Source organism: Streptacidiphilus sp. PB12-B1b (genome assembly GCF_014084125.1).
Lineage (GTDB): Bacteria > Actinomycetota > Actinomycetes > Streptomycetales > Streptomycetaceae > Streptacidiphilus.
Map to the genome: position 1 here is coordinate 4,552,681 of NZ_CP048405.1, position 20,730 is coordinate 4,573,410.

21 protein-coding genes are annotated in these 20,730 nt (G+C 72.7%); 10 read left to right on the forward strand and 11 right to left on the reverse strand.

Annotation, left to right across the window (positions count from 1 at the left end; translation table 11 throughout):
* Positions 1 to 23 precede the first annotated feature (23 nt).
* From GXW83_RS20140 to GXW83_RS20155, 4 genes are all read right to left on the reverse strand, one after another.
* The gene (locus tag GXW83_RS20140) at positions 24 to 1,775 is read right to left on the reverse strand and encodes a cholesterol oxidase substrate-binding domain-containing protein (protein ID WP_182444416.1); all 1,752 of its coding nucleotides are present in this window, start codon (positions 1,773 to 1,775) and stop codon (positions 24 to 26) included.
* A 428-nt stretch (positions 1,776 to 2,203) separates the two neighbouring features.
* Positions 2,204 to 2,908, reverse strand: a complete 705-nt coding sequence (locus tag GXW83_RS20145) for an LUD domain-containing protein (RefSeq protein WP_182444417.1) — start codon at positions 2,906 to 2,908, stop codon at positions 2,204 to 2,206.
* A complete protein-coding gene (locus GXW83_RS20150) occupies positions 2,905 to 4,377 on the reverse strand; it encodes a LutB/LldF family L-lactate oxidation iron-sulfur protein (protein WP_182444418.1) in 1,473 nt (490 codons plus the stop codon). The genes GXW83_RS20145 and GXW83_RS20150 overlap by 4 nt, the downstream gene beginning before the upstream one ends.
* Positions 4,374 to 5,108 carry a (Fe-S)-binding protein gene (locus tag GXW83_RS20155; protein ID WP_182444419.1) on the reverse strand — a complete coding sequence of 245 codons (735 nt, stop codon included), beginning with the start codon at positions 5,106 to 5,108 and terminating at the stop codon, positions 4,374 to 4,376. The genes GXW83_RS20150 and GXW83_RS20155 overlap by 4 nt, the downstream gene beginning before the upstream one ends.
* A gap of 141 nt (positions 5,109 to 5,249) precedes the next feature.
* Between GXW83_RS20155 and GXW83_RS20160 the strand changes: the two genes are divergently transcribed.
* Positions 5,250 to 5,729, forward strand: coding sequence for a VOC family protein (locus tag GXW83_RS20160; RefSeq protein ID WP_225447124.1), 480 nt, complete (start codon positions 5,250 to 5,252; stop codon positions 5,727 to 5,729).
* Position 5,730: 1 nt separating this feature from the next.
* Here GXW83_RS20160 and GXW83_RS20165 read toward each other — a convergent pair whose 3' ends face one another.
* Positions 5,731 to 6,879, reverse strand: coding sequence for a cation diffusion facilitator family transporter (locus tag GXW83_RS20165; protein WP_225447125.1), 1,149 nt, complete (start codon positions 6,877 to 6,879; stop codon positions 5,731 to 5,733).
* 63 nt (positions 6,880 to 6,942) lie between these two features.
* Here GXW83_RS20165 and GXW83_RS20170 point away from each other — a divergent pair, with 63 nt between their 5' ends.
* Entirely contained in the window at positions 6,943 to 7,287 is a 345-nt protein-coding gene (locus GXW83_RS20170) for a helix-turn-helix transcriptional regulator (protein WP_182444420.1), read from the forward strand.
* Between the two features lie 49 nt (positions 7,288 to 7,336).
* Here the strand turns inward: GXW83_RS20170 and GXW83_RS20175 are convergent, their stop codons facing one another.
* The 3 genes from GXW83_RS20175 to GXW83_RS20185 all read right to left on the reverse strand — a co-directional run bounded on the left by GXW83_RS20175 (position 7,337) and on the right by GXW83_RS20185 (position 9,918).
* Positions 7,337 to 9,091: an LCP family protein gene (locus GXW83_RS20175; RefSeq protein WP_225447126.1), complete on the reverse strand. Its 1,755-nt coding sequence runs from the start codon at positions 9,089 to 9,091 to the stop codon at positions 7,337 to 7,339.
* Positions 9,092 to 9,263: 172 nt separating this feature from the next.
* Positions 9,264 to 9,674, reverse strand: coding sequence for a hypothetical protein (locus tag GXW83_RS20180; protein WP_182444421.1), 411 nt, complete (start codon positions 9,672 to 9,674; stop codon positions 9,264 to 9,266).
* 10 nt (positions 9,675 to 9,684) lie between these two features.
* Positions 9,685 to 9,918, reverse strand: coding sequence for a cupredoxin domain-containing protein (locus tag GXW83_RS20185; RefSeq protein ID WP_255431312.1), 234 nt, complete (start codon positions 9,916 to 9,918; stop codon positions 9,685 to 9,687).
* On the opposite strand from GXW83_RS20185, the gene GXW83_RS20190 reads away from it, so the two are divergent.
* Entirely contained in the window at positions 9,908 to 10,078 is a 171-nt protein-coding gene (locus GXW83_RS20190) for a hypothetical protein (protein ID WP_182447748.1), read from the forward strand. The two genes, GXW83_RS20185 and GXW83_RS20190, sit on opposite strands and share 11 nt — an antisense overlap.
* A gap of 134 nt (positions 10,079 to 10,212) precedes the next feature.
* Here the strand turns inward: GXW83_RS20190 and GXW83_RS20195 are convergent, their stop codons facing one another.
* Together GXW83_RS20195 and GXW83_RS20200 are read right to left on the reverse strand one after the other, a co-directional pair.
* A complete protein-coding gene (locus tag GXW83_RS20195; RefSeq protein ID WP_225447127.1) occupies positions 10,213 to 11,040 on the reverse strand; it encodes a ferritin-like domain-containing protein in 828 nt (275 codons plus the stop codon).
* On the reverse strand, positions 11,037 to 11,840 hold the full coding sequence (locus tag GXW83_RS20200) for a ferritin-like domain-containing protein (RefSeq protein ID WP_225447128.1): 804 nt from the start codon (positions 11,838 to 11,840) through the stop codon (positions 11,037 to 11,039). The genes GXW83_RS20195 and GXW83_RS20200 overlap by 4 nt, the downstream gene beginning before the upstream one ends.
* Before the next feature lie 400 nt (positions 11,841 to 12,240).
* On the opposite strand from GXW83_RS20200, the gene GXW83_RS20205 reads away from it, so the two are divergent.
* The 3 genes from GXW83_RS20205 (at position 12,241) to GXW83_RS20215 (ending at position 15,852) form a co-directional block, all read left to right on the forward strand.
* Positions 12,241 to 12,939 carry a response regulator transcription factor gene (locus GXW83_RS20205; RefSeq protein WP_182444423.1) on the forward strand — a complete coding sequence of 233 codons (699 nt, stop codon included), beginning with the start codon at positions 12,241 to 12,243 and terminating at the stop codon, positions 12,937 to 12,939.
* Between the two features lie 85 nt (positions 12,940 to 13,024).
* Entirely contained in the window at positions 13,025 to 13,684 is a 660-nt protein-coding gene (locus tag GXW83_RS20210; protein ID WP_182444424.1) for a DUF4255 domain-containing protein, read from the forward strand.
* Positions 13,681 to 15,852 (forward strand): ATP-binding protein, encoded by a 2,172-nt coding sequence (locus tag GXW83_RS20215; protein ID WP_182444425.1) that lies wholly within the window; start codon positions 13,681 to 13,683, stop codon positions 15,850 to 15,852. Before GXW83_RS20210 ends, GXW83_RS20215 begins: the two co-directional genes overlap by 4 nt.
* 47 nt (positions 15,853 to 15,899) lie before the next feature.
* Here GXW83_RS20215 and GXW83_RS20220 read toward each other — a convergent pair whose 3' ends face one another.
* A complete protein-coding gene (locus GXW83_RS20220) occupies positions 15,900 to 17,528 on the reverse strand; it encodes a peptidoglycan-binding protein (protein WP_182444426.1) in 1,629 nt (542 codons plus the stop codon).
* Between the two features lie 391 nt (positions 17,529 to 17,919).
* Here GXW83_RS20220 and GXW83_RS20225 point away from each other — a divergent pair, with 391 nt between their 5' ends.
* From GXW83_RS20225 to GXW83_RS20240, 4 genes are all read left to right on the forward strand, one after another.
* Positions 17,920 to 19,500 (forward strand): phage tail sheath family protein, encoded by a 1,581-nt coding sequence (locus GXW83_RS20225; RefSeq protein ID WP_182444427.1) that lies wholly within the window; start codon positions 17,920 to 17,922, stop codon positions 19,498 to 19,500.
* A 107-nt stretch (positions 19,501 to 19,607) separates the two neighbouring features.
* Complete coding sequence (locus GXW83_RS20230) at positions 19,608 to 20,051, forward strand: phage tail protein (RefSeq protein WP_182444428.1); 444 nt, start codon at positions 19,608 to 19,610, stop codon at positions 20,049 to 20,051.
* Positions 20,051 to 20,569, forward strand: a complete 519-nt coding sequence (locus GXW83_RS20235; RefSeq protein ID WP_182444429.1) for a hypothetical protein — start codon at positions 20,051 to 20,053, stop codon at positions 20,567 to 20,569. The genes GXW83_RS20230 and GXW83_RS20235 overlap by 1 nt, the downstream gene beginning before the upstream one ends.
* Positions 20,566 to 20,724 (forward strand): DUF6760 family protein, encoded by a 159-nt coding sequence (locus tag GXW83_RS20240; RefSeq protein ID WP_370466886.1) that lies wholly within the window; start codon positions 20,566 to 20,568, stop codon positions 20,722 to 20,724. The genes GXW83_RS20235 and GXW83_RS20240 overlap by 4 nt, the downstream gene beginning before the upstream one ends.
* Positions 20,725 to 20,730: the final 6 nt, after the last annotated feature.

The window sequence follows — 20,730 nt, forward strand, 5'->3', positions numbered from 1 at the left end:
CCGACGACCGCGGGCCGCCGCTGTCAGGGCAGGAAGCCGTCCAGGAAGGTGTTGCTGTAGATCCGGGCCGGGTCGTAGCGGTCCAGCGTGGCCAGCGCGGTGTCCCAGTTGTCGCCGGTGGCCTGCCCCGAGCGGTACGCGGCCGGGATGGTGCTGCCCAGCATGGCCGGATCGGCCCATCCGGCCGCGCCGGAGTACGCCCAGCCCTTGGACCACTCGGGCCGTACCGCGGCGTAGCCGCCGCTGTAGTTGGCCAGCACCCACTGCTCGGTCTCCCGGTAGAACTGCTGGGACTGCGGCGTGCCGGGGATGGTGAGCACGTCCATCCACACCGCGGTGTCCCACGCGGGCTGGTCGGGTCTCGGCCGCAGGGCGCTCAGCTGTGCCTGGACGGCGCCGGGGACGCCGCAGTCGGCGGGGTTGTCCAGGCCGGTGCAGCGCACCTCCCAGGGGCCGTTCATCGGGTACTCCCCTTGGGCGGCATAGGCGTTGAGGGCGTTGTCCAGGTAGGTGTAGAACTCGCTGACCACCCGCTGGACGTCGGACCGGGCGCAGAGGATGGCATAGCCGTTCGCGGTGACCTGGAGCGTGGTGGGCCGCACGTAGAGCTGGGTGTTCTTGGCCCACCCCCAGATGTCCCAGGTGCCGGTGACGATCAGTCCGGAGCCGACGATGCTCATCTCCAGGTTCTCGAACGTCGGCGTCACTGAGACGTCACCGCTGACGATCTCCGAGATCAGCTGCGATTCGGAGCTGCTGACGGAGTCCGAGAAGCTGTAGTTGAAGGGGCTGTCGACCTCCTTGGAGAAGAACGGCTTGCTCGGGCTGACCGACCACACCTTCAGCCAGGGCACGGTGGTGAAGGGGAACCAGATGGTCTCCACCCGGCCGCTCTGGCTGACCAGGGCGGAGAAGGAGCTCGATCCGGCGGAGGCGGGCGGCGCGAACAGCGTGCCGACGTTGGTGGTGTAGCTGGACTGGCAGCGCAGCCGCACATTGGGGCCGACCCGCAGTGTCGCCTCGGTGACGAAGGCGCGGCCGAGGTGGACCAGGAAGGCGGCGATGTCCGGGTCGTTGCGCTGGAAGGTCTTCAGCGCATAGGCGTTCTGGGCCGGGCTCCAGACCACGGCGGTGAGCGAGACGACCAGGTTGCTGACCGAGCCGTAGGTGTGCCCGGGCAGCGGGCTCTCGCCGCTCGCCGGATAGGAGGTGCCGTGGCCGTCGATGGCCAGCACCCCGCCGAGGGTGAGGTCTCCGGGGGCGGGGGTGTTGGTCAGCCCGTAGCCCGCGTTCTCCAGGTCGGTGAGCAGCGTGGTCATGCTGATCCCCGCCTGGGCGGTGACGCTCGCCGGGCTGCCGCCGTTGACGGTGACGGCGGTGAGGCTCTCGGTGGTGTCGACCATGAGGATGCTGCCGGTGGCGCCGTTCGGTTCGAGCAGCGGCGACCAGCCGTGGCCCATCCCCCGGGCGCGGATCTTCCAGCCCTGGGCGTGGGCCCAGTTGGCCAGCGTGACCACGTCGGCGGGCGAGGCGGGGGCGCAGGTCCACAGCGGGCTGACAGCGATCTCACCGGACCAGTTGGTCCATGCCTGCTGGTAGACGGTGATGCCGCTGGGGAAGTCCGGCGGCGCGGGGGTCGCGGCCTGGGCCGGCAGGACCCGGAACGCCGGGGTCCAGGAGAGGCCGGTGAGCGCGGCGGTGGCCCCGGCCGCGCCCAGGAAGGCGCGGCGGGAGAGCGGTGGAACAGGCTGATCCGGTTGCTGGGACGATCCCATGGCGACCTTCCGCGAGGTGGTGGGACACGCGGCGGCAGGGCATGCCGGGGCGCGTACGGGGTGTGCCGGGTGTGACCGCCACGGCGCGGCCGCCACCCCTGATCAGGTGTGGCGGCACGGGCGCGGTCAGCGGCTGGTGGCGTGGTTCGCACAGGGTGCGGGCCCGTGCGCGGGCATCCCCTGCGACGGCGGCCGACTGCGCCCGGGGACGGTGGCGGTGGAGCGTCCGCAGCTGCGGCGGTCGGCGCGCAGTCCCGTGTGCCGACCGGCCGCCACCTGCGGTGACAGTGATGGAGAGAATCCAACTGTGGTCATGAAAAGTCAATGACGGTGCGTCAGATACCGTTCTGAGCAGGTGGCACAGTGAACTGACGGACGATCAGGACGAATGCCTCGGTTACCGTGGAGCGGGGCCGCGCCGGACTCCGTCAGCGGCCCGAGCGCACGGCAGCGTCCGGCTGGGCGATGATGACCACGTGCAGGGTGCGCGGGCCGTGCACCCCCTCGACCCGCTCCAGCTCGATGTCGCTGGTGGCGGAGGGTCCGGAGACGAAGGTCAGCGGCCGGGCCGGGTCCAGGCGGCCGAGCGCCTCCGGGAGGTCGCCCGCGACGTGCTCCTCCCGGACCACGCACAGGTGGTAGTCGGGCAGCAGGGTCAGCGCCCGGCGTCCCTGGCCCGGGCCGGCGTCCAGGACCAGGGTGCCGGTGACGGCGATGCCCAGGGCGGCGGTGCTGAGGACGCCGTCGGCGGCGTCCAGGGCCGCACGGCTCAGCGGCGGCTCGTCGCCGAGGACCCGCCACGGGCCTTCGGGCAGCAGTTCCCCGGGGAAGCCGGGCGGGACGACCAGCTGGCGCACACCGCGCTCGGCCAGCGCGGCGCCGATGGCGGCGCGGGCCCGGTCGGCGCCGGTGACCCGGGTGACCGTGGCCCGGTAGTCGGCGATGCGCTCGGCCAGTTGCCCGACCGGGTCGGGGCCGGCGTGGCTGCGCCGGTAGCCGTGGTCCGCCGACCCCTCGGCGGCGGCCGGACCTGCCGAAGGCGGAGGCGCGGGGGCAGCCTCCGCGGACTCGTCGGCGGGGACGTCGGCCAGGGCCGCGCGGATGCGGTCGAGGACGCGTTGACGGCTGGTCACGGCTGCTCCCGGTTCCTGCGCCACCAGGCGCGGAAGGTCTCGGCGGGCGGTTGCGGAAGGTCCCGGGAGTCGGTCCAGCCGTGCAGCGGGCCGGGCAGCGCGCCGATCCGGCCGTCGCGGGCGAGCAGGCGGCTGCCCAGCGCGGCGGCCTTCTGGGCGGCGGCCAGCCGCCGGGGGCTGTCCAGGACGCCTGCGGCCGCCGTCATGGCCAGCGCCTCGGCCGTCGGCAGCCGGTGCCGGGCACGTTCGGCCTCGACCACTCGGGCCCGCAGGTGGGCGAGGACTTCGGGGATGTTGATCTTGACGGGGCAGGCGTCGTAGCAGGCTCCGCACAGGGTGGAGGCGAAGGGCAGCGAGGCGGCATGCTCGACGCCGACGAGTTGCGGGGTGAGCACCGCGCCGATGGGTCCGGGGTAGACCGAGCCGTAGGCGTGGCCGCCGGTGCGCTCGTAGACCGGGCAGACGTTGAGGCAGGCGGAGCAGCGGATGCAGGCCAGGGCTTGGCGTCCGACGGTGTCGGCGAGGGTGGCAGTGCGGCCGTTGTCGAGCAGGACCAGGTGGAAGTTCTGCGGGCCGTCGCCGGGGGTGGTGCCGGTCCAGGTGGAGGTGTACGGGTTCATCCGTTCGCCGGTGGAGGAGCGCGGCAGCAGCTGCAGGAAGACCTCCAGGTCGGACCAGGCGGGCAGGACTTTTTCGATGCCCATGACGGTGATCAGGGTCTGCGGCAGGGTCAGGCACATCCGGCCGTTGCCCTCGGACTCGACGACGCCGACGGTGCCGGTGGCGGCGACAGCGAAGTTGGCGCCGGAGACGGCGACGGTGGCGCGCAGGAACTTCTCCCGCAGGTGCAGCCGCGCCGCCTCGGCCAGCGCACGCGGGTCGTCGGTCAGCCCATCCGGGGCCGGGCGGCCCCAACGGCCCATCTCCCGCTGGAAGATGTCGCGGATCTGGGCGCGGTTGCGGTGGATCGCCGGGACCAGGATGTGCGAGGGCCGGTCCTTGCCCAGTTGAACGATGAGTTCGGCCAGGTCCGTCTCGTACGCGGCGATCCCGGCCTCGGCCAGGGCCTCGTTCAGCCCGATCTCCTGCGTGGCCATCGACTTGACCTTGACCACCTCCCGCGCACCGGCCTCCCGCACCAGGCCGGTGACGATCGCATTGGCCTCGGCCGCGTCCGCCGCCCAGTGCACCACTCCTCCGGCCCGGGTCACCGACTCCTCCAACTGCACCAGATAGTGGTCCAGATGGCGCAGCGTCCGCCGCTTCAACGCGGCCCCCGCCTCCCGCAACTGCTCCCAGTCGTCCAGCTCGGCGGTCACCGCCAGCCGCTTGTCGCGGATGGTGCCGGTGGCGTGCTTCAGGTTGGCCCGGAGCTGGGAATCGGCCAGGGCGGCGCGGGCGGCCTCGGGGAAGGCCGGGGCGCCCAGCCAGACCACGTTGGAGCGGTCGGGTTCCTGCGGGGCCGTCATCGGCGTCCTCCTCCGGTGGCGGCGGCGGGGGCGGCGGCCGGTTCGGTCGCGGCCAGGATCTCGGCGAGGTGGACCGTGCGCACGCCCGAGCGCCGCCGGGACAGGCCGCCGCCGATGTGCATCAGGCAGGAGTTGTCGGCGGCGCACAGCACCTCGGCCCCGCTCTGCCGCACCCGCTGCATGGTGTCGGCGAGCATCGCGGCCGAGGTGTCGGCGTTCTTCAGGGCGAAGGTGCCGCCGAAGCCGCAGCAGGTGTCCGCGTCGGCCAGGTCGACCAGGTCGATGCCGCGCACCGCGCGCAGCAGCCGCAGCGGCCGGTCGCCGACGCGCAGCATCCGCAGCGAGTGGCAGGTGGGGTGGTAGGCGACCCGGTGCGGGTAGCAGGCGCCGACGTCGGTCACGCCCAGCACGTCCACCAGGAACTCGGACAGCTCGTACACCTGCGGCGGCTGGACGCCGGTCAGCGTCCGGTGGTGGTCGCGGACCATGGCCGTGCACGACGCCGAGGGGCTGACCACCGCGTCGTACCCGGCGAAGACCTCCGCGAACCGGTGCACCAGCGGGACGGCCTCCGGCCGGTAGCCGGAGTTGAAGTGCATCTGCCCGCAGCAGGTCTGGCCCTGCGGGAACTCCACCCGGTGGCCGAGCCGCTCCAGCAGCCGCACCACCGCCCTTCCCGTCTCCGGAAACACGGTGTCGTTGAAGCAGGTGAGGAAGAGGGCTACGCGCATGCGGGTTCCGAACCGTGGGCGACGGGTGGGGTCCACTCTACGGGCGCGGCGCACGCCTTCGCCCGGGCGGCGTGCAAGACTCGTCCCACGCACTGTCCGCACCACCGGTCCGACGAACCGCACGGAGTGAGGGACGACGAGATGGAATCCACGGCGAGCCCGGCGAGCCAGGACACCCCGGAGCCCGGGGGGCAGCCGGCGGCCTCGGCCGAGGGGCTGCGGCTGACGTCGGTGGTGCTGTACGTGTTCGATCTGGCGCAGTCCGTCGCCTTCTACCGCGAGCTGCTGGGCATGGCGGTCACGGTGGAGAACGCCAGTGCCGCGCTGCTGGTGGGCGCCGACGGCTCGCAGCTGTACCTGCGCTCGGTCGGCCCGCGCGCGCCGCACACCATCGGCGGCATCGGCATCCAGTGCTCCGTGTGGACGGCCCCGAGCGAGGCCGCGCTGAAGCGCTGCGAGCGGGTGCTGAAGGAGCTCAACGCGCACACCACCACCCATGTGGCCGAGGGCTTCTCCTGGGTGGAGGGGCGCGACCCCAACGGCGTGCCGGTGATGGTGTCGCACCCCGGCCCGGGTCAGGCGATCCGGCACCAGATCATCTCCCGGATCTACGCCTGGTGAACTACGCCCGGTGATCGTGGACGGCGGCCGGCCGGGCGCTGCGGCGGCCCGCCGTCGTCCGCCGGGCCCGGTGGTGGGCCAGGTGGGCGTGCGGATCGGGCTCGCAGCCTCGCCCGGGCGCCGGATCCGGGTGGACCAGCGCGGCGCCCAGCCTCGGCACCGCGTGCAGCAGCGCGTGCTCGGCCTCGACCGCCACGTCGTGGGCCTGGCGTACGGTCAGGCCGCCGTCGACGACGATGGCCACCTCGGCCCGGAGCCGGTGGCCGAGCCAGCGCATCCGCAGCTGCCCGACGTCCACCACGCCCGGGGTCCGGCGCAGGGCGGTCTCGGCGGAGTCGACCAGGACCGGGTCCACCGCGTCCATCAGCCGGCCGAGGATCTCGCGCGCGGTGCCGCGCAGGACCAGCAGGATGGCCCCGGTGATGACCAGTCCGACGAGCGGGTCCGCCAGCCGCCAGCCCAGCGCCGCGCCGCCCGCGCCCAGCAGCACGGCCAGTGAGGTGAAGCCGTCGGTGCGGGCGTGCAGGCCGTCGGCGACCAGCGCGGCCGAGCCGATCCTGCGGCCGGTGCGCACCCGGTAGCGGGCGACCCACTCGTTTCCGGCGAAGCCGACCAGGGCGGCCACCGCCACCACCGGCAGGTGGCCGATCGGGCGGGGGTGCAGCAGCCGGTCCACGGCCACGATCGCGGTCAGCGCGGAGGAGGCGGCGACTGTGGCCACGATGAACACCCCGGCCAGGTCCTCCGCCCGGCCGTAGCCGTAGGTGTAGCGGCGGGTCGCGCCCCGGCGGCCGAGCAGGAAGGCGGCGGCCAGCGGGAGCGCGGTGAGCGCGTCGGCGGCGTTGTGGACGGCGTCCCCGAGCAGTGAGACCGACCCGGACAGCAGCACCACGGCACCCTGGACGGCGGCGGTGGCGGCCAGGCCGACCAGCGAGATCCACAGCGTGCGCATGCCCTCGGCGGAGGTCTCCAGGGCGGTGTCGACCATGGCGGCCGGTTCGTGGCTGTGCGGGGTGAACGCGTGCCCGGCCCGGTGCCGCAGCCGGGCCCAGCGGCCGGGCGCGGGGCGGTCGTGGGCGTGCGGATGGTCGTGACCGTGCGGGTGCGGGTGCTCGTGCGGATGTTCGTGGGGTGCGGTGCGGTCGCTCACGGCGGGACGCCTTCCTGACGGGCCTTCGCGCGGACTCCCCATTATGTGCATGAACACGCACGCATGCACCTGTCAGCTGCGTATGCTGTGCAGGTGCGTGATGAGAGCGAACGGCTGGCCGCTGCCGCCGAGATCCTGGGGCTGCTGGCCGACCGCACCCGGCTGGCCCTGCTGCAGCGGCTGTCCACGGGCGAGGCGGACGTGACCACGCTGGCCGAGGCGACGGACGTGGCCCGCCCCTCCGTCAGCCAGCACCTGGCCAGACTGCGCCTCGCCGGACTGGTCGGCACCCGCAAGGAGGGCCGCCGGGTGGTCTACCGCCTGCGCCACGGGCACCTGCGGCGGCTGGTCGACGAGGCGCTCAACGCCGCCGACCACCAGCTCGGCCGACTGCCCCCGCACGACTGACCGCCGCCCGCCCCGGGCGGCTACCGGCTGCTGCCGGGGTGACACCGGGTCAGTTGACGCAGGGGATGCCGCCCATCCGCACCGACGGCCCCTGGAACGGGATGTCGGTGGCGGCAGCGGCGGGCGCGCCCGGCGCGGCGGCCGCTCCGGGCAGGGCCAGCGGGGTCGCACCGGCCCCGAGCAGCACCTCCACATGGCCGGCCCGCACGTCCGGATCGGCGACCGCGGCGACGCCGCCGCCCAGCCTGGCCGCGATCCGCTGCGCGGCCTCGCCGACGCCGGTGCCGTAGCGGACCACCGTGGCCTGCCGCGCCACCGCGTTCCCGGTGCGTCCGGTGCCGAAGCCCAGCGCCGCCAGCGCCCGGGAGTCGGCAGAGGCCAGACCGGGCGTGCCGGAGCCGTTGAACACGTCGACGGTGGCCGCGGTGACGGCCGCCGGGAGGACGGACGGCGCGGCGGAGGCGGGCGGCGGCACCGGCGCGGCGGTCTGCGCCGAGGGCGAGGGCGAGGCCGGGGCCGAGGGGGCGGCGGAGGGTGCGTGGCCGGTCAGCCGCTGCATGATGGCCTGGATCTGGCCCGGGTCGACCAGGTTCACCGACTCGCCGCCCCGCTCGGCGAAGCCCTGCACCGGCAGGGTGTTGAAGACGACGTTCCCGCCGGTCAGGTTGGGGGCCTGGCGGGCGAAGTCCAGCAGGTTCCAGTGGCTGTCGACGACGACGTCCTTCTTCACCACGGCGAACAGGCCCTGCATCTTGCCGACGTCGTCGAACAGCCCCTCCTGCTTCAGCTTGTACTCGACCGAGGAGAGGAACGCCTGCTGACGGTGGGTGCGGTCGAGGTCGCCGTTGGTCAGGTGGTGCCGCTGGCGGACGAAGGAGAGCGCCTGCGCCGCGTCCAGGCTGTTCAGCCCGGCGTGGAAGTCAGCGCCGGAGCCCTGCCCCCGCTCCGTTGGGTCGTACACGGCGTGGTTGAGGCAGACCGTGATCGGCTGCACCACCTGCGCGATGTCGTAGAAGCCCAGCAGGTTGACCTCGGCGAAGTGGTCGATCCGCACCCCGAGGAACTTCTGCACGGTGGCCAGGGTGGCCTCCCGGCCGACCTCCCGGCTGCGCTGCTCCAGCGCCGCCCCGGTCACCCCCTGCTGGCTCAGCCGGGTCTCGGCGACGGCCTTGGCCAGGCCGTACGCCTCCTTGACCTTGTGCATGCCCTGGGCCGAACCGTCGCCGTTGTACGTCTCGACGTAGTCGTCGCGCGGCACCGAGACCGCCTCGACCTTGCCGCCGCCCTGCGGGATGTGCAGCAGGATCAGGGTGTTGGTGTTGTAGCCGCCGATGGCGCTGGAGCCGGCGTTGAGGTCGTCCGAGACGAACTGCTTGGGCAGGTCGTCGCCGTTCATGTCCTTGCGGCTGTCCAGCCCGATCAGCAGCACGTTGACCGAGCCGTCCGGGTTGGGCGGGGCGCCGTGCAGCGCGGCCAGCGCGTCAGAGGTCGTCAGCCCGTTGGTCAGCGAGTGGTAGGTGTACCAGGAGACGGCGCTGGTCAGCAGGACGCCGGAGGACAGCGCCACCGCCAGCAGCCGCATCGCCCGCGCCAGCCGGGAGCGCCTGCGCGGGGCCCGGCGCGGAGTGCCTGCGGGCGGACGGCCGGGGCTGCGGCGCGGGTGCGGCGGGCGGCCCGGGGGGACCGTCCGACCGGGCTCGGCCGTCGTCCTGCCCTGACGGGGGGTCCGGCCCACCGGCGAGACGCCGCCCCGACCGCTGCCCGCCCGGCGCGCGGCGTAGCCGCCGACCTCTTGATCACGCACCGCTGCTCCTCCGCGTCACCTGCGAACTCACCTGCGGTCCGAGGAGCGCCGCCCTGCCGTCCGTTCCTTGGTTGGGGAATCTAGCAAGCGTCCACCGCCCTCAGCGGTACGGCTCGCCCAAGCCTGTCCGCCGGTTCCGTCCGGCCCTGCGGCGGCACGCGGCGGGCGGCCCTCACTCCACCCGGGGGCGGGGCCTGCGGACCGGAATCGCCAGCAGCGGCACCAGCGCCACCAGGGCCAGCACCTGCCCGACGACCGCCCAGACCTTGTCGGTGAACCAGACCGGCTCGTACATGTTGGGGAACGGCCCCAGCGTGCCGACGTCGACATAGCGGTACACCAGCAGCGCGGCGAGCCCGCCGGCGGCGGTGAGCAGGGCGAACAGGTCGCCCAGCGGCCTGCGCCAGAGCAGCACCAGCAGCACGGCCAGGGCTGCCACCCCGGCCTCGATCCGGAACAGCGTGCCCTGGCTGACGTGCACGGTGACGGCGTCGTACTGCGGCGCCAGCTTGGCGTGGACACCGGCGTCGATCGCCAGGCCGACGGCCGCGATCACACGGAGCAGGAGGCGGACTGCGGCCATGGGAAGCTCCTCAACCGACGTTCAGGGTGCCGTGCATGAACTGGTGGATGGTGCAGATGTACGGGTAGCTCCCGGCCTTGGCGGGCGCGGTGAACGTCACGGTCGCACCGGAGTTGACGTCCCCGGTGTTGAACACCGAGCCGTCGGTCACGGTGTGCGCGGTGGAGTCGTGGTTGACCACGGTGACCTTCTCGCCGGGCTTCACCGTCAGCGCGGCGGGGTGGAAGGCGAAGTTGCTGATCACGATCTGCGCGGCCGACGCCGCGCCCGAGCCGCTGGCCGACGCCATCGGGGAGGCGCTCGAACTGCTGGCGGCCGCAGGTGACTTGGTACTGGAAGACGAACCAGAACTGGAGCATCCGGCCAGGGGGATCAACAACAACCCCAGCAGCAGAGCGATCTGACGCGGGAACCTGAACACGACGGCGTCCTCACCTGTGAGCCGAAACAGTGGAAGTAGCGGGGGTACAGCGGGGGCGGTGCGCCGCCGTGGGGGTGAAGGTGGCGCACCGCCGGATCCGATGGAGCGTCAGATGCCCTAGACCGTAAGCAGGCTGGGGCTGGCGGCCTTGTCGGTGGGGAGGAAGTCGTCGGGGACGGGGTACTGTCCCAGGACGAAGTAGAGGATGGAAGCGTGCATGGCCTCGACCGGGGCGATGCTGGCGGCGGTGGCGATGCCGCCCGCGCTGCTGACGCTGTACGTGGCGTACAGGTACGTCTGCGCGGCCTGGTTCTCCAGGTCCAGCGCCAGCTGGGCCACGGCGCCGGCGCTGGTGGCGGCGCCCAGGGCCTTGAGCGTGGCCGCCTGGTTGGACAGCGGCACATTGGAGATGGCGGGCTTGCCGGCGCCGGTCAGGATCGCGTTCCAGGCCTTGGCGTGGTCGGCGTGCTGGGCCATCGCGGTGGTGGCGAAGGTCCCCACCGCGGGCGGGACGGTGCCCAGCTTCCCGGCCTTGGCGGCGGACAGCGCGGCCGCGTACGCGCCCACGGCCTGGTTCTCCAACGCCGTCGCCAGCGCCACCAGTTGCAGGTCACCGGTGTACATGCTGCTCGCCGACGGCGAACCCGACATGCTGTCGCCGGGCGCCGCCACCGCGTTCTTGGTGGAGCTGCTGGAGCAGGCGGCCAGTGCCATGGCGGCGGCCACGCCGCCGGCGCCGAGCAGGAACCCGCGCCGCGAACCCATGCGCAGCCGCTCCACCCCGGCCGACTCCGGCTGGGTGTCCCGCAGTTCCTCGGTGAGTTCCGCCGCGGCGGCGTGCATCCGCGGCAGGTACTCCTGGTGCGCCTGGTCCAGGTCGCGGGTGAGCCGTGACAGCTCGCCCTCGGAGATCGGCAGCTCCCAGCCGCCGTTGCCAGCACTCACTGCACAGCCCCTTCGGTGATCGGGGAAGCGTTCTTCGTCGGATAGAAGGCGTCGGGGATGCCGACGCTGCCCGCCGCCGCGGGCAGCTTCGCCAGGTCGGTCGGGATGGCGATCAGCGACGCGTCCCCGGCGGCCAGCAGTGCCTGCACCGACAGCAACACGGCACGGTGCTGCGCCTCCACCGGCGCGACCGACGCGAACAGCTTCCGCAGCGAGGCCTCGGTGACCTTCGAGACGTACGCGGTGTAGGTCTGCGCCGCGGTGTCCTCCAGCGTGATGGCCAGGCTCACCACGTCCGCCGGGGTCTTGATCGAGGGCAGCATCTGCTTGACCACGGCCGCGTACTTCGGGTCCGGGTCGTTCTGCGCCTTGCCGCCCGCCTGCGTGGCCGCCGCGTTGAACGCCTGCGCGTGCGCCTTGTGCTGGGCGGTGGTCTTGGTGATGAACGCCGCGACCGTCTTGTTGCCGTCCTTGATGAACGGCAGCCCGGCGGCGGTGGTGTAGACGCTCACCGCCAGGTTCTCGATCGACGCCGCCGTCTGCAGCGCCATGATGTCGTCGCTGGAAGCGGCCGCCGCCCTGCCCGCGCCCAGCAGTGCCGCACCGCCTGCCAGCGCCGCCACCGAGCCGCCGCGCTGCCACCAGCGCCGCACCGGCTCCTGCTGCTGCCCGTACTCGGTGAGTGCCTCACGGGTGATCCTGACCGCGTCGCTGTTCAGGTCCTGCGACTCTTCGGTCAGCTCCGCGAGCAACCGGGTATCGAGGTTCTCCTCGCCCATCACGCCCCATCTCTGTTCCACGGACTACGTGGGACGCACCGGCCTGCTGCCAGCGCCTCCTGGTCATCTTTCGGGACAGAGCGGCCGATGGACGGGTCCAAGTGGCGTAGAACGCCCGCATTCATCCGATCGGGGGATCTGACGCCCCTTCCGGAGCAGCGCGGGCGTCCGGGCGCGCGCGGGTCGGCTTTCAGGGAGCGGCCCTTGACAGTGGGACGACATGACCAAGGCATGTGGTTGCACCATTCACATGTGCTGAAAGTCTCATCCCTTGGAGCGTGTGCTGATGATGTTCCTTCATTCGGGGGCCTGATGATGGTCCAGTCGAGTTACCTGGCGCCGGGGTCGTCCCGATATGGACGATCGGCGGGGCCAACGGCCTTTCCCAGAAGGGTCGGGGCAGTGAGCAGGAGGAACGCGCATGCATCAGGCAGTTGACCAGCGTGTCGAGACCTTCCGGTTGGACCATGGTCCCCGGATCGGCGCCGTCGGCCGAAGCGCAGCGCGCGTGGTCGTGGAGATACATGCCACCGACCCGATATCCAGAGCGGGTGCGGCCCACCACCTGTGCCAGTACCCGGGGATCACGCTGTCCGACGAGGAACGGCCGGACAGCGTCAGCGTCGCCGTGGTGATCGCCGAGACCGTGGACGACTCGGTCCTGCAGACCCTGCGGCGGCTGACGCGCGGCGGTCTGGGCAATGTCGTGCTGGTGGTGGCGCGGATGCGGGAGTTCCAGCTGCTGGAGGTGGTGGAGTGCGGGGTGGGCACCATCCTGTGGCGTCATGAGGCCGACGCGGCACGGCTGTTGCAGGGGGTGCTGGCCGCCGCGCGCGGTGACGGCAACCTGCCCACCGACCTGCTGGGGCGGCTGCTCACCCAGGTGGGGCGGATGCAGCGGAGCGCCGCCGAGGGCACGGCCGTCCCGGTCGGGCTCAGCGAGCGGGAGACGGACGTCCTGCGGCTGGTCGCCGACGGGCTGGACACCTCGGAGATCGCCGCGCGGCTGTCCTACTCCGAACGCACCGTCAAGAACGTCCTGCACGGGCTGACCAGTCGGCTCCATCTGCGCAACCGGGCCCACGCCGTGGCCTACGCCCTGCGCGAGGGCTACATCTGACCGGTCGTCGGCGGTCCGGCCGCCGCCGCGACGACCAGGACGATCCAGGACGACCAGTGACCATCAGGACAAGAGGACCAGCAAGGTGATCCACGAGATCGACGAGGTGCTGCGCGGGGTACTGCGCGGCGGCAGCCTGGCGGGCACGGAGGTGGAGGTGGCGTTCGACGCGCCGACCCGCGACTGGGCGGCCAAGCGCACCGTGCCCACCCTCGACGCCTACCTGTACGACATCCGCGAGGACGTCAACCGGCGCGAGCGCGGGGCGGTCGCCGTCCGCGACGAGCACGGGACGGTGGTGCGGCGGCGTCAGCCCCCGCGCTGGTTCCGGCTCTCCTACCTGGTGACGGCCTGGACCAAGCGCCCCGAGGACGAGCACCGGCTGCTCTCCGCCGCGCTCACCACCCTGCTGCGCGGGGAGGTGCTGCCGCCCGGGTCGCTGACCGGCGCGCTGGCCGAACTCGGCCTGGCCGTACCGATCACCGTGGCCATGCCGCCCGCCGAGTCCCGCTCGCTGGCCGACATCTGGTCCGCGCTCGGCGGCGAGCTCAAGCCCTCGCTGGACGTGGTGATCACCGCGCCGATACCGGTCTCGCCGGAGTACCCGGCCGGTCCGCCGGTCACCGAGTGGACGTCCGTGCGGGTGCGCGGCACCGACGGCACCCTGGACGACTCGGCCACCCGCACCCGCCGCCTGCCGCCGCCCAAGCGGCCCACCGGACCGCAGGGGACACCGGCCTCGTGACCCGCCCCGACACGGCGACCCCGTACGGCACCGCGACCCCGTACGGCCCCGCGACCGCCGGTGACGCGGCGCACGCCGACGCCCTGCGCGAGCACCTGGCCGAACTGCGGCAGCGGGTCGCGCTGCTGGTGGAGGCCCGCAGCGCGACCGACCCCACCGCGGGCGATCCGCTGCGCGGCCTGCACCTGCCGCCCGAGGCCGTGCACCACCTGCTCAGCGGCGGGCCCGCGCTGCCGCCGCCCCCGCCGCCCCCGGTGCCGCTGCCCCCGCCCGCGCCGTCGGCCGGCTCCGGCGGCGCGGGCCACGGCGACCGGCTGCCCGGCCTGACCGCCCGCTGCGGCCTCACCGGGCTCGACCTGCAATTCCTGCTGCTGGCCCTGGCCCCGGACCTGGACCGGGGCTTCGAGCAGTTCTACGGCTACCTCAACGACGACGTCAGCCGGCGCCGCGCCACCACCGGCACCGTCCTGGACCTGTGCGGGCTGCCCGCCGACTCCGCCGCAGGCCGGGCCAGGCTGCACCCCTCCGCGCCGCTGCGGGCGCTTGGGCTGCTGACCGTCGAGGACCCGGAGCGCCCCTTCCTCAGCCGGACGCTGACCGTGCCCGACCGGGTCGCCGCGCACCTGCTGGGCGACGACACGCCCGACCCGCAACTCCCGGACGCGGTGCGGCTGGTGCGTGCGGACGCGGACGCCGACCCTGTCGTCCGCCCCGAGGACGAGCTGGCGGTACGGCTCGCCAAGCGGATCGCCGACGCCCCGCTCCTGGTCCATCTGCGCGAGGCGCGTCCGGGCTGCGGAATCCCGCAGGCCGTGGCCGCGCTGCAGCTGGCCGGGCTGGACGCGCTGCACCTGGACTGCGACCGGCTCGCCGCCGACACGCCCGACCCGGCCACCGGGCACGCACCGCCCGCGGCCCCGGCCTGGATACCGGCGCTGCTGCGCGAGGCCCGGCTGCGCGGCGCGGGCATCGTCGCCGGGCCGCTGCCGGCCAGGGGCGCGGGACCGCTGGTACGGGCCCTCGCCGACACCGACGTACCGGTCCTGCTGACCGGGGCGACGCCCTGCGACCCGGAGTGGACCGGTCGGCGCATCCTGCTGCTGGACGCACCCGAGCCCCCGGCCGAGCCGGAGCAGCTCTGGCGGGCCGCGCTCGCCGGTCGCGCGGACGGCAGGAGCGAGGGCGGGGGCGAGGGCCCGGGTGACGGCTTCGACCTGGCGGCGGCGGTCGCCCCCTATCGGCTGTCGGCCGGGCAGATCCGCCGGGCCGCTGCGGCGGCGGTGGACCTGGCCGACTTCGAGGGGGTGCCGCTGGGCCCGTCGCAGCTGCGCCGGGCGGCGCTCGGCCAGTCCGCCTCCGGTCTGGAGCAGCACTCGCGCCGGATCCGCCCGGCGGTCGACTGGTCCGATCTGCTGCTGCCCGAGCAGCCGCTGACGCAGCTGCGCGAGCTGGCCCAGCGGGCCCGGCACCGGGACCGGGTGCTGGGCGCGTGGGGTCTGCGCGCGGGCGGCGGGCGCGGCCGGGGCGTGGTGGCCCTGTTCGCCGGGGATTCGGGCACCGGCAAGACCCTCGCGGCCGAAGTGGTCTCCGCCGACCTGGGGTTGGACCTGTACGTGGTGCAGCTGTCGGCCGTGGTCGACAAGTACGTCGGCGAGACCGAGAAGAACCTGGAGCGGATCTTCACCGAGGCCGACCGGGTGGATGCGGTGCTGCTCTTCGACGAGGCCGACGCGGTCTTCGGCAAGCGCTCCGAGGTCAAGGACAGCCACGACCGGTACGCCAACCTGGAGAGCGCCTACCTGCTGCAGCGGCTGGAGTCCTTCGACGGCATCGCGGTGCTGACCACCAATCTGCGCTCGAACATCGACGACGCCTTCACCCGGCGGCTGGACCTCGTGGTCGACTTCCCCTTCCCCGGCCCGGAGCAGCGCCTGGCGCTGTGGCAGCACAGCCTGTCCCGGGTGCCGACGGTCGAGGGCCTGGACGCCTCGCGCTGCGCGCGGGAGTTCGAGCTGTCCGGCGGATCGGTGCGCAGCGCGGTGACCACGGCCGCGTACCTGGCCGCCGGGCGCGGCGAGCCGGTGACCGGGGCGGATCTGCTGGAGGGTGCGCGCCGGGAGTACCGCAAGGCGGGGCGGCTGGTGCTGGAGGACGACGCGGCCTGGTGACCCGGGCCGCGCGCGTCCACCGCTGGGGCCACCGCTTAGGCCCGGCGCTAGGGCTGGATCGGCGCCGGGGGCCAGAGGGCGGAGGGGACGGTGCCCGAGCCGGGGACCGTGGGCGACTCCACCAGCCCGGCGCCGAACCCTTGCTTCATCAGGTTGTTGCCGTCGTCGGCGGTGACCGCGGCGGAGTACGACGACACCGCCGAGGTGAAGGCGCTGTCGGCCGACTCGGCGGGCAGGGCGCCGTTCGGGGCGAAACTGCGGATGTACGCCTCGGCCTGGCTGATGCCGGTGCTCAGCACCTGCTGGGTGATCTGCGGGTGCGTGGCCCAGTTGAGCGCCGCGTCGGCGTCGTAGACGTGCGGGCTGTTCTGGCCTGCGGCCAGGGCGCTGGTACCGGAGTCCAGGTTGCTGAAGGACCAGAGCGCGGTCAACGTCTCCCGGCCCAGCTCGCCGGGCTCCGCGAGGCGCAGTCGCCCGTACCGGTGCTGGTCGGTGGCGTTCTGGAAGCAGGTCAGCTGCTTGACCGTGGTCGGGTCGAGCACGCCGACGGCGACCGAGGCGAGGTCCCCGGGGCCGTTGCCGATCCGGCAGGGGTTGGTCGAGCCGATGGTGGTGAGCCGGTACTGGGCGAACTCGACCAGCACATTGGGCTGGTTTCCGGCCTGGATCGGCAGGGCCAGGGTGGTGGTGGTCGGCTGGGCGGCGGGCGAGGTGCCGGAGCCCGCACCCGAGCCGCTGCCGGAACCACTGCCGGAGCCGCCGCCCTGGCTGCCGCCGGCGGGCGTCGGGGCCGCAGCGCCGCCGGTCGCCGACGGGTCGGCCGGGCTCTGTCCGGCGGCAGGAGCCATTGACGGAGCGTCAGGAAGCGGCGCCGTCTGGGTCGGTGTGGTGACCGGCTGGTTGTTGTCGGCCAGCGCCAGCGCGGTCGCCTTGCTCTGGACCGACGGATGGACCGCGAACCACAGCGCCACGGACAGCACCACCAGCATCACCGCGAAGCTCAGCACCCGGAAGGCCCACCGGGGGAACACCGAGAGCTGCAGATAGCTGCCGCTGACCAAATCCGGCTCCGCGCCCGAGCGCTGGACGGCGACCTTGAACGGACGGGTCTCCTTCTGCCCGCTCCACCGGACCCGTTCGGGTTTGATCCGCACCGCGCAGAAGGCGGCCCGGCCGGGCTCGATCTGCAGGCTGGTCGGGTGGATGTCGAAACCCAGCTGGCTTCCGGTGTCCCGGCCCGAGAGCGAGGCGGTGAGCCTGACGTTGCCGACGTTGTCCACAGCCAGCGTGGACCGTCCCCGGAAGCGTCCCCGGCAGGTGGACGGCAGCAGTTCCGCCCGGACGTCGGTGAACGGCGTGACGGTGATGTTGCCCTCGGGCACGGTGGTCGCCTCGGGGTGCTCGGTCGGGATGACCTGCACGCCGTAGGGGTTGGGCCCGGCGGTGGCGTCCGGGGTGCGCGGCGGCGCGAACGTCAGCTCGACGCTGCCGGTGGTGCCGGGGAACAGCTTGAGCGTGGACGGTTCGACCCGCACCCACAGCGCCGGATCCCCCACCGGGACGATCCGGTACTCCTCGACCACGTCACCGGTGTTGCGCAGCCGCAGCGTCACCGTGGTGCTACTGCCTGCGTCGACCGTCGTGGACGCGGGTTCCAGGGATGTCCATATGCTCACCGCAGGCACGGTATCCCGGCGATGATCATCAGTCACCGGACGCCGGGGACGCCGTGAGGGCAGTCGTGATTGCCCGAAAGGGCAATTGCCTCTGCCCTTGTGGGTGTCCGGAATCCTCTGTCGCCACTGGACGCGCGTAGTGGACAGTCAACAGATACTGCTCCAACCATGTACCCGGGGCGGAGAAAGGTATGCATGACCACGGAGCGCCCCGCAGCCACAGCACCACGGCTCGCCCGGCTGCCCCGGTCCTGCCCCCTGCACACCCCGGTCCTGGCCAGGATGCCGCGCCGAGGTCCTCGTCACCCTGCCTTTCCCCTGTCTTCCCACGAGTCGACCCGTCGCCGTGCACAGCCTTCGTTTCCCGTAAGTCGCAAAAGGAGAACCACGCATGCCGTCGTACCTGTCTCCCGGTGTCTACGTCGAGGAGGTCGCCAGCGGTTCGCGGCCGATCGAGGGAGTGGGCACCTCCGTGGCGGCCTTCGTCGGGTTCGCCCCGACCGGGCCGCTCAACGAGCCGACACTGGTGACCAACTGGTCGCAGTACGTGGCCGCGTTCGGCGAGTTCACCGACGGGTACTTCCTGGCGCACTCCGTCTACGGCTTCTTCAACAACGGCGGCAGCGCCGCCTACGTGGTGCGCGTCGGCGGGTCCGACGGCGGCGTGGCCGGCGAGCAGCGCCAGCTGGCGGCCGGCTCGACCGGCGCTGCGAAGGCCCTCACCACCGGCGAGCCGGCGCAGCTCGGCGGGTTCCGGGTCGCGGCCACCACGCCCGGCACCGGCCCGCTGACCGTCGAGGTCGCCGACGCCGACGGCGAGGGCCCGGCCGAGCGCTTCAAGCTCATCGTCAAGGACGGCGACACGGTCGCGGAGTCCTTCGACGTCTCCGCCAAGAAGGGCGGACGCAACTACGTCGTCACCCAGGTCAAGGAGCGCTCCAAGCTCATCGTCCTCGAAGAGGCCGCGCCCGCAGCGCAGTTGGTGCGCCCCGAGAACCAGAGCCTGGCCGTCCCGGCGGCCCCGGCCGCGCCGACCGAGGGCGGAAAGGCGACCGGTCGCCCGGTCACCCCGGACCAGTACCTGGGCGACTCGGCCGACCGCACCGGCTTCGGCGGCCTCGAGGCCCTGGACGAGATCTCCATGGTCGCCGTCCCCGACCTGATGGCGGCCTACCAGCGCGGCGCGATCGACCTGGAGTCGGTCAAGGCCGTGCAGCTGGGCCTGATCGCGCACTGCGAGCTGATGGGCGACCGGATGGCCGTCATCGACCCGCCGCCCGGACTCAACGCCCGCGACATCCGCAAGTGGCGCATGGAGACCAGCAACTACGACTCCCGCTACGCGGCGCTGTACTACCCGTGGATCAAGGTCTTCGACCCGGCCAGCGGCCAGTCCCGGGTGATCCCGCCGAGCGGCCACGTGGCCGGCATCTGGGCCCGCAACGACTCCGAGCGCGGCGTCCACAAGGCCCCCGCCAACGAGATCGTGCGCGGCGCGGTCGACCTGGAGCTGCAGATCACCCGCGGCGAGCAGGACCTGCTCAACCCGGTCGGCATCAACTGCATCCGCTCCTTCCCCGGGCGCGGCATCCGGGTGTGGGGCGCCCGTACCCTGGCCTCCGACCCGGCCTGGCGCTACCTTAACGTCCGCCGGTACTTCAACTACCTGGAGGAGTCGATCCTGGTCGGCACCCAGTGGGTGGTGTTCGAGCCCAACGACGAGGCGCTGTGGGCCCGCATCCGGCGCAACATCTCGGCGTTCCTGGTCAACGAGTGGCGCAACGGCGCCCTCTTCGGCTCGCGTCCCGAAGAGGCGTACTACGTCAAGTGCGACGCCGAGACCAACACCCCCGAGTCGGTCGACCTGGGCCGCGTGGTGTGCGAGATCGGCATCGCCCCGGTGAAGCCCGCCGAGTTCGTCGTCTTCCGGCTGGCCCAGTTCTCGGGCGGCTCGGGCGAGTTGGACGAGTAGTCCGACCCCGGCGCAGCCCCCAGCTCCTCCCCCGGTCGGTCGCACGGCCCACCAGCGGCCGTGCGACCGACCGGCCCACCAACCGCTAGCAGAAGGACCACCGGTTCATGTCACTCCAGCCCGGCGACGCGCTCGCATCACACAACTTCGGCCTGCAGATCGACGGCGTCATGGTCGAGTACCTGCAGGAGGTGAACGGCCTGACCATGGAGCAGGACGTCATCGAGTACCAGCAGGTCTCCGCCAACGGCAAGCCCACCGTGAAGAAGATGCCCGGCGTCAAGAAGGCCGGACAGGTCTCCGTCGTCCGAGGGATGACCCAGTCGGCGTCGTTCACCCAGTGGATCAACGAGTCGGTCGCCGGGAACATGGCGATGGCCCGCAAGAACGCCTCGATCATCATGATGGACTACATGAACAGCCCGGTGAAGCGCTACAACCTGCGCAACGCCTGGTGCAGCAAGGTCGAGGCGAGCACGGTCAAGGCCGGCGACGCCGCGGCGCTGACCGAGTCCGTCACCATCGTCTTCGAAGAGCTGGTCATCGAGTAATGCGCCGTTCCCTGAACACCGCCCAGGTTCCGTCACCGGCCGCCGCGCCGCTGGCGGACCCTGGGCACGCCCCGGCTCCCGCGCCGGCCGCCCCTGCGGCGCCGGTCGCGTCCGCGCCGCAGGGGCCCGCGCCGGTCCAGCGCGAACAGCTGCGCACGCAGTTCGAGTTCGAGCTGCCCCGGGGCTACGTCGACGACTCCGGCACGGTCCACCGGCGTGGAGTGATGCGGCTGTCCACCGCCAAGGACGAACTGATCCCACTGCGTGACGTCCGGGTTCAGGAGAACCCCGCGTACCTCTCGGTGGTCCTGCTCGGCCGGGTGATCACCCAGCTGGGCACGGTGCCGATGGTGCACGACGGCATCGTGGAGAACATGTTCGCCTCCGACCTCGCCTTCCTGCAGGACTTCTACCGCCAGATCAACTCCGAGGGGCACACTCGCGCGGCGGTGACCTGCCCGCACTGCGAGCAGCCGTTCGAAGTCGAGCTGGGCGGGAGCCGCCTGGGGGAATGGTGACGTACGCGACCGACCTGATCCACCAGGAAGTCGCGTACCTCGCCTACCATTTCCACTGGAGCATGGAAGAAATCCTGGAGTTGGAACACCGCGACCGTCGCCGGTACGCGGACGAGATCGCCGCGCTCGTCGCCCGCGCCGGCGCGGAAGGCTGAGGCACA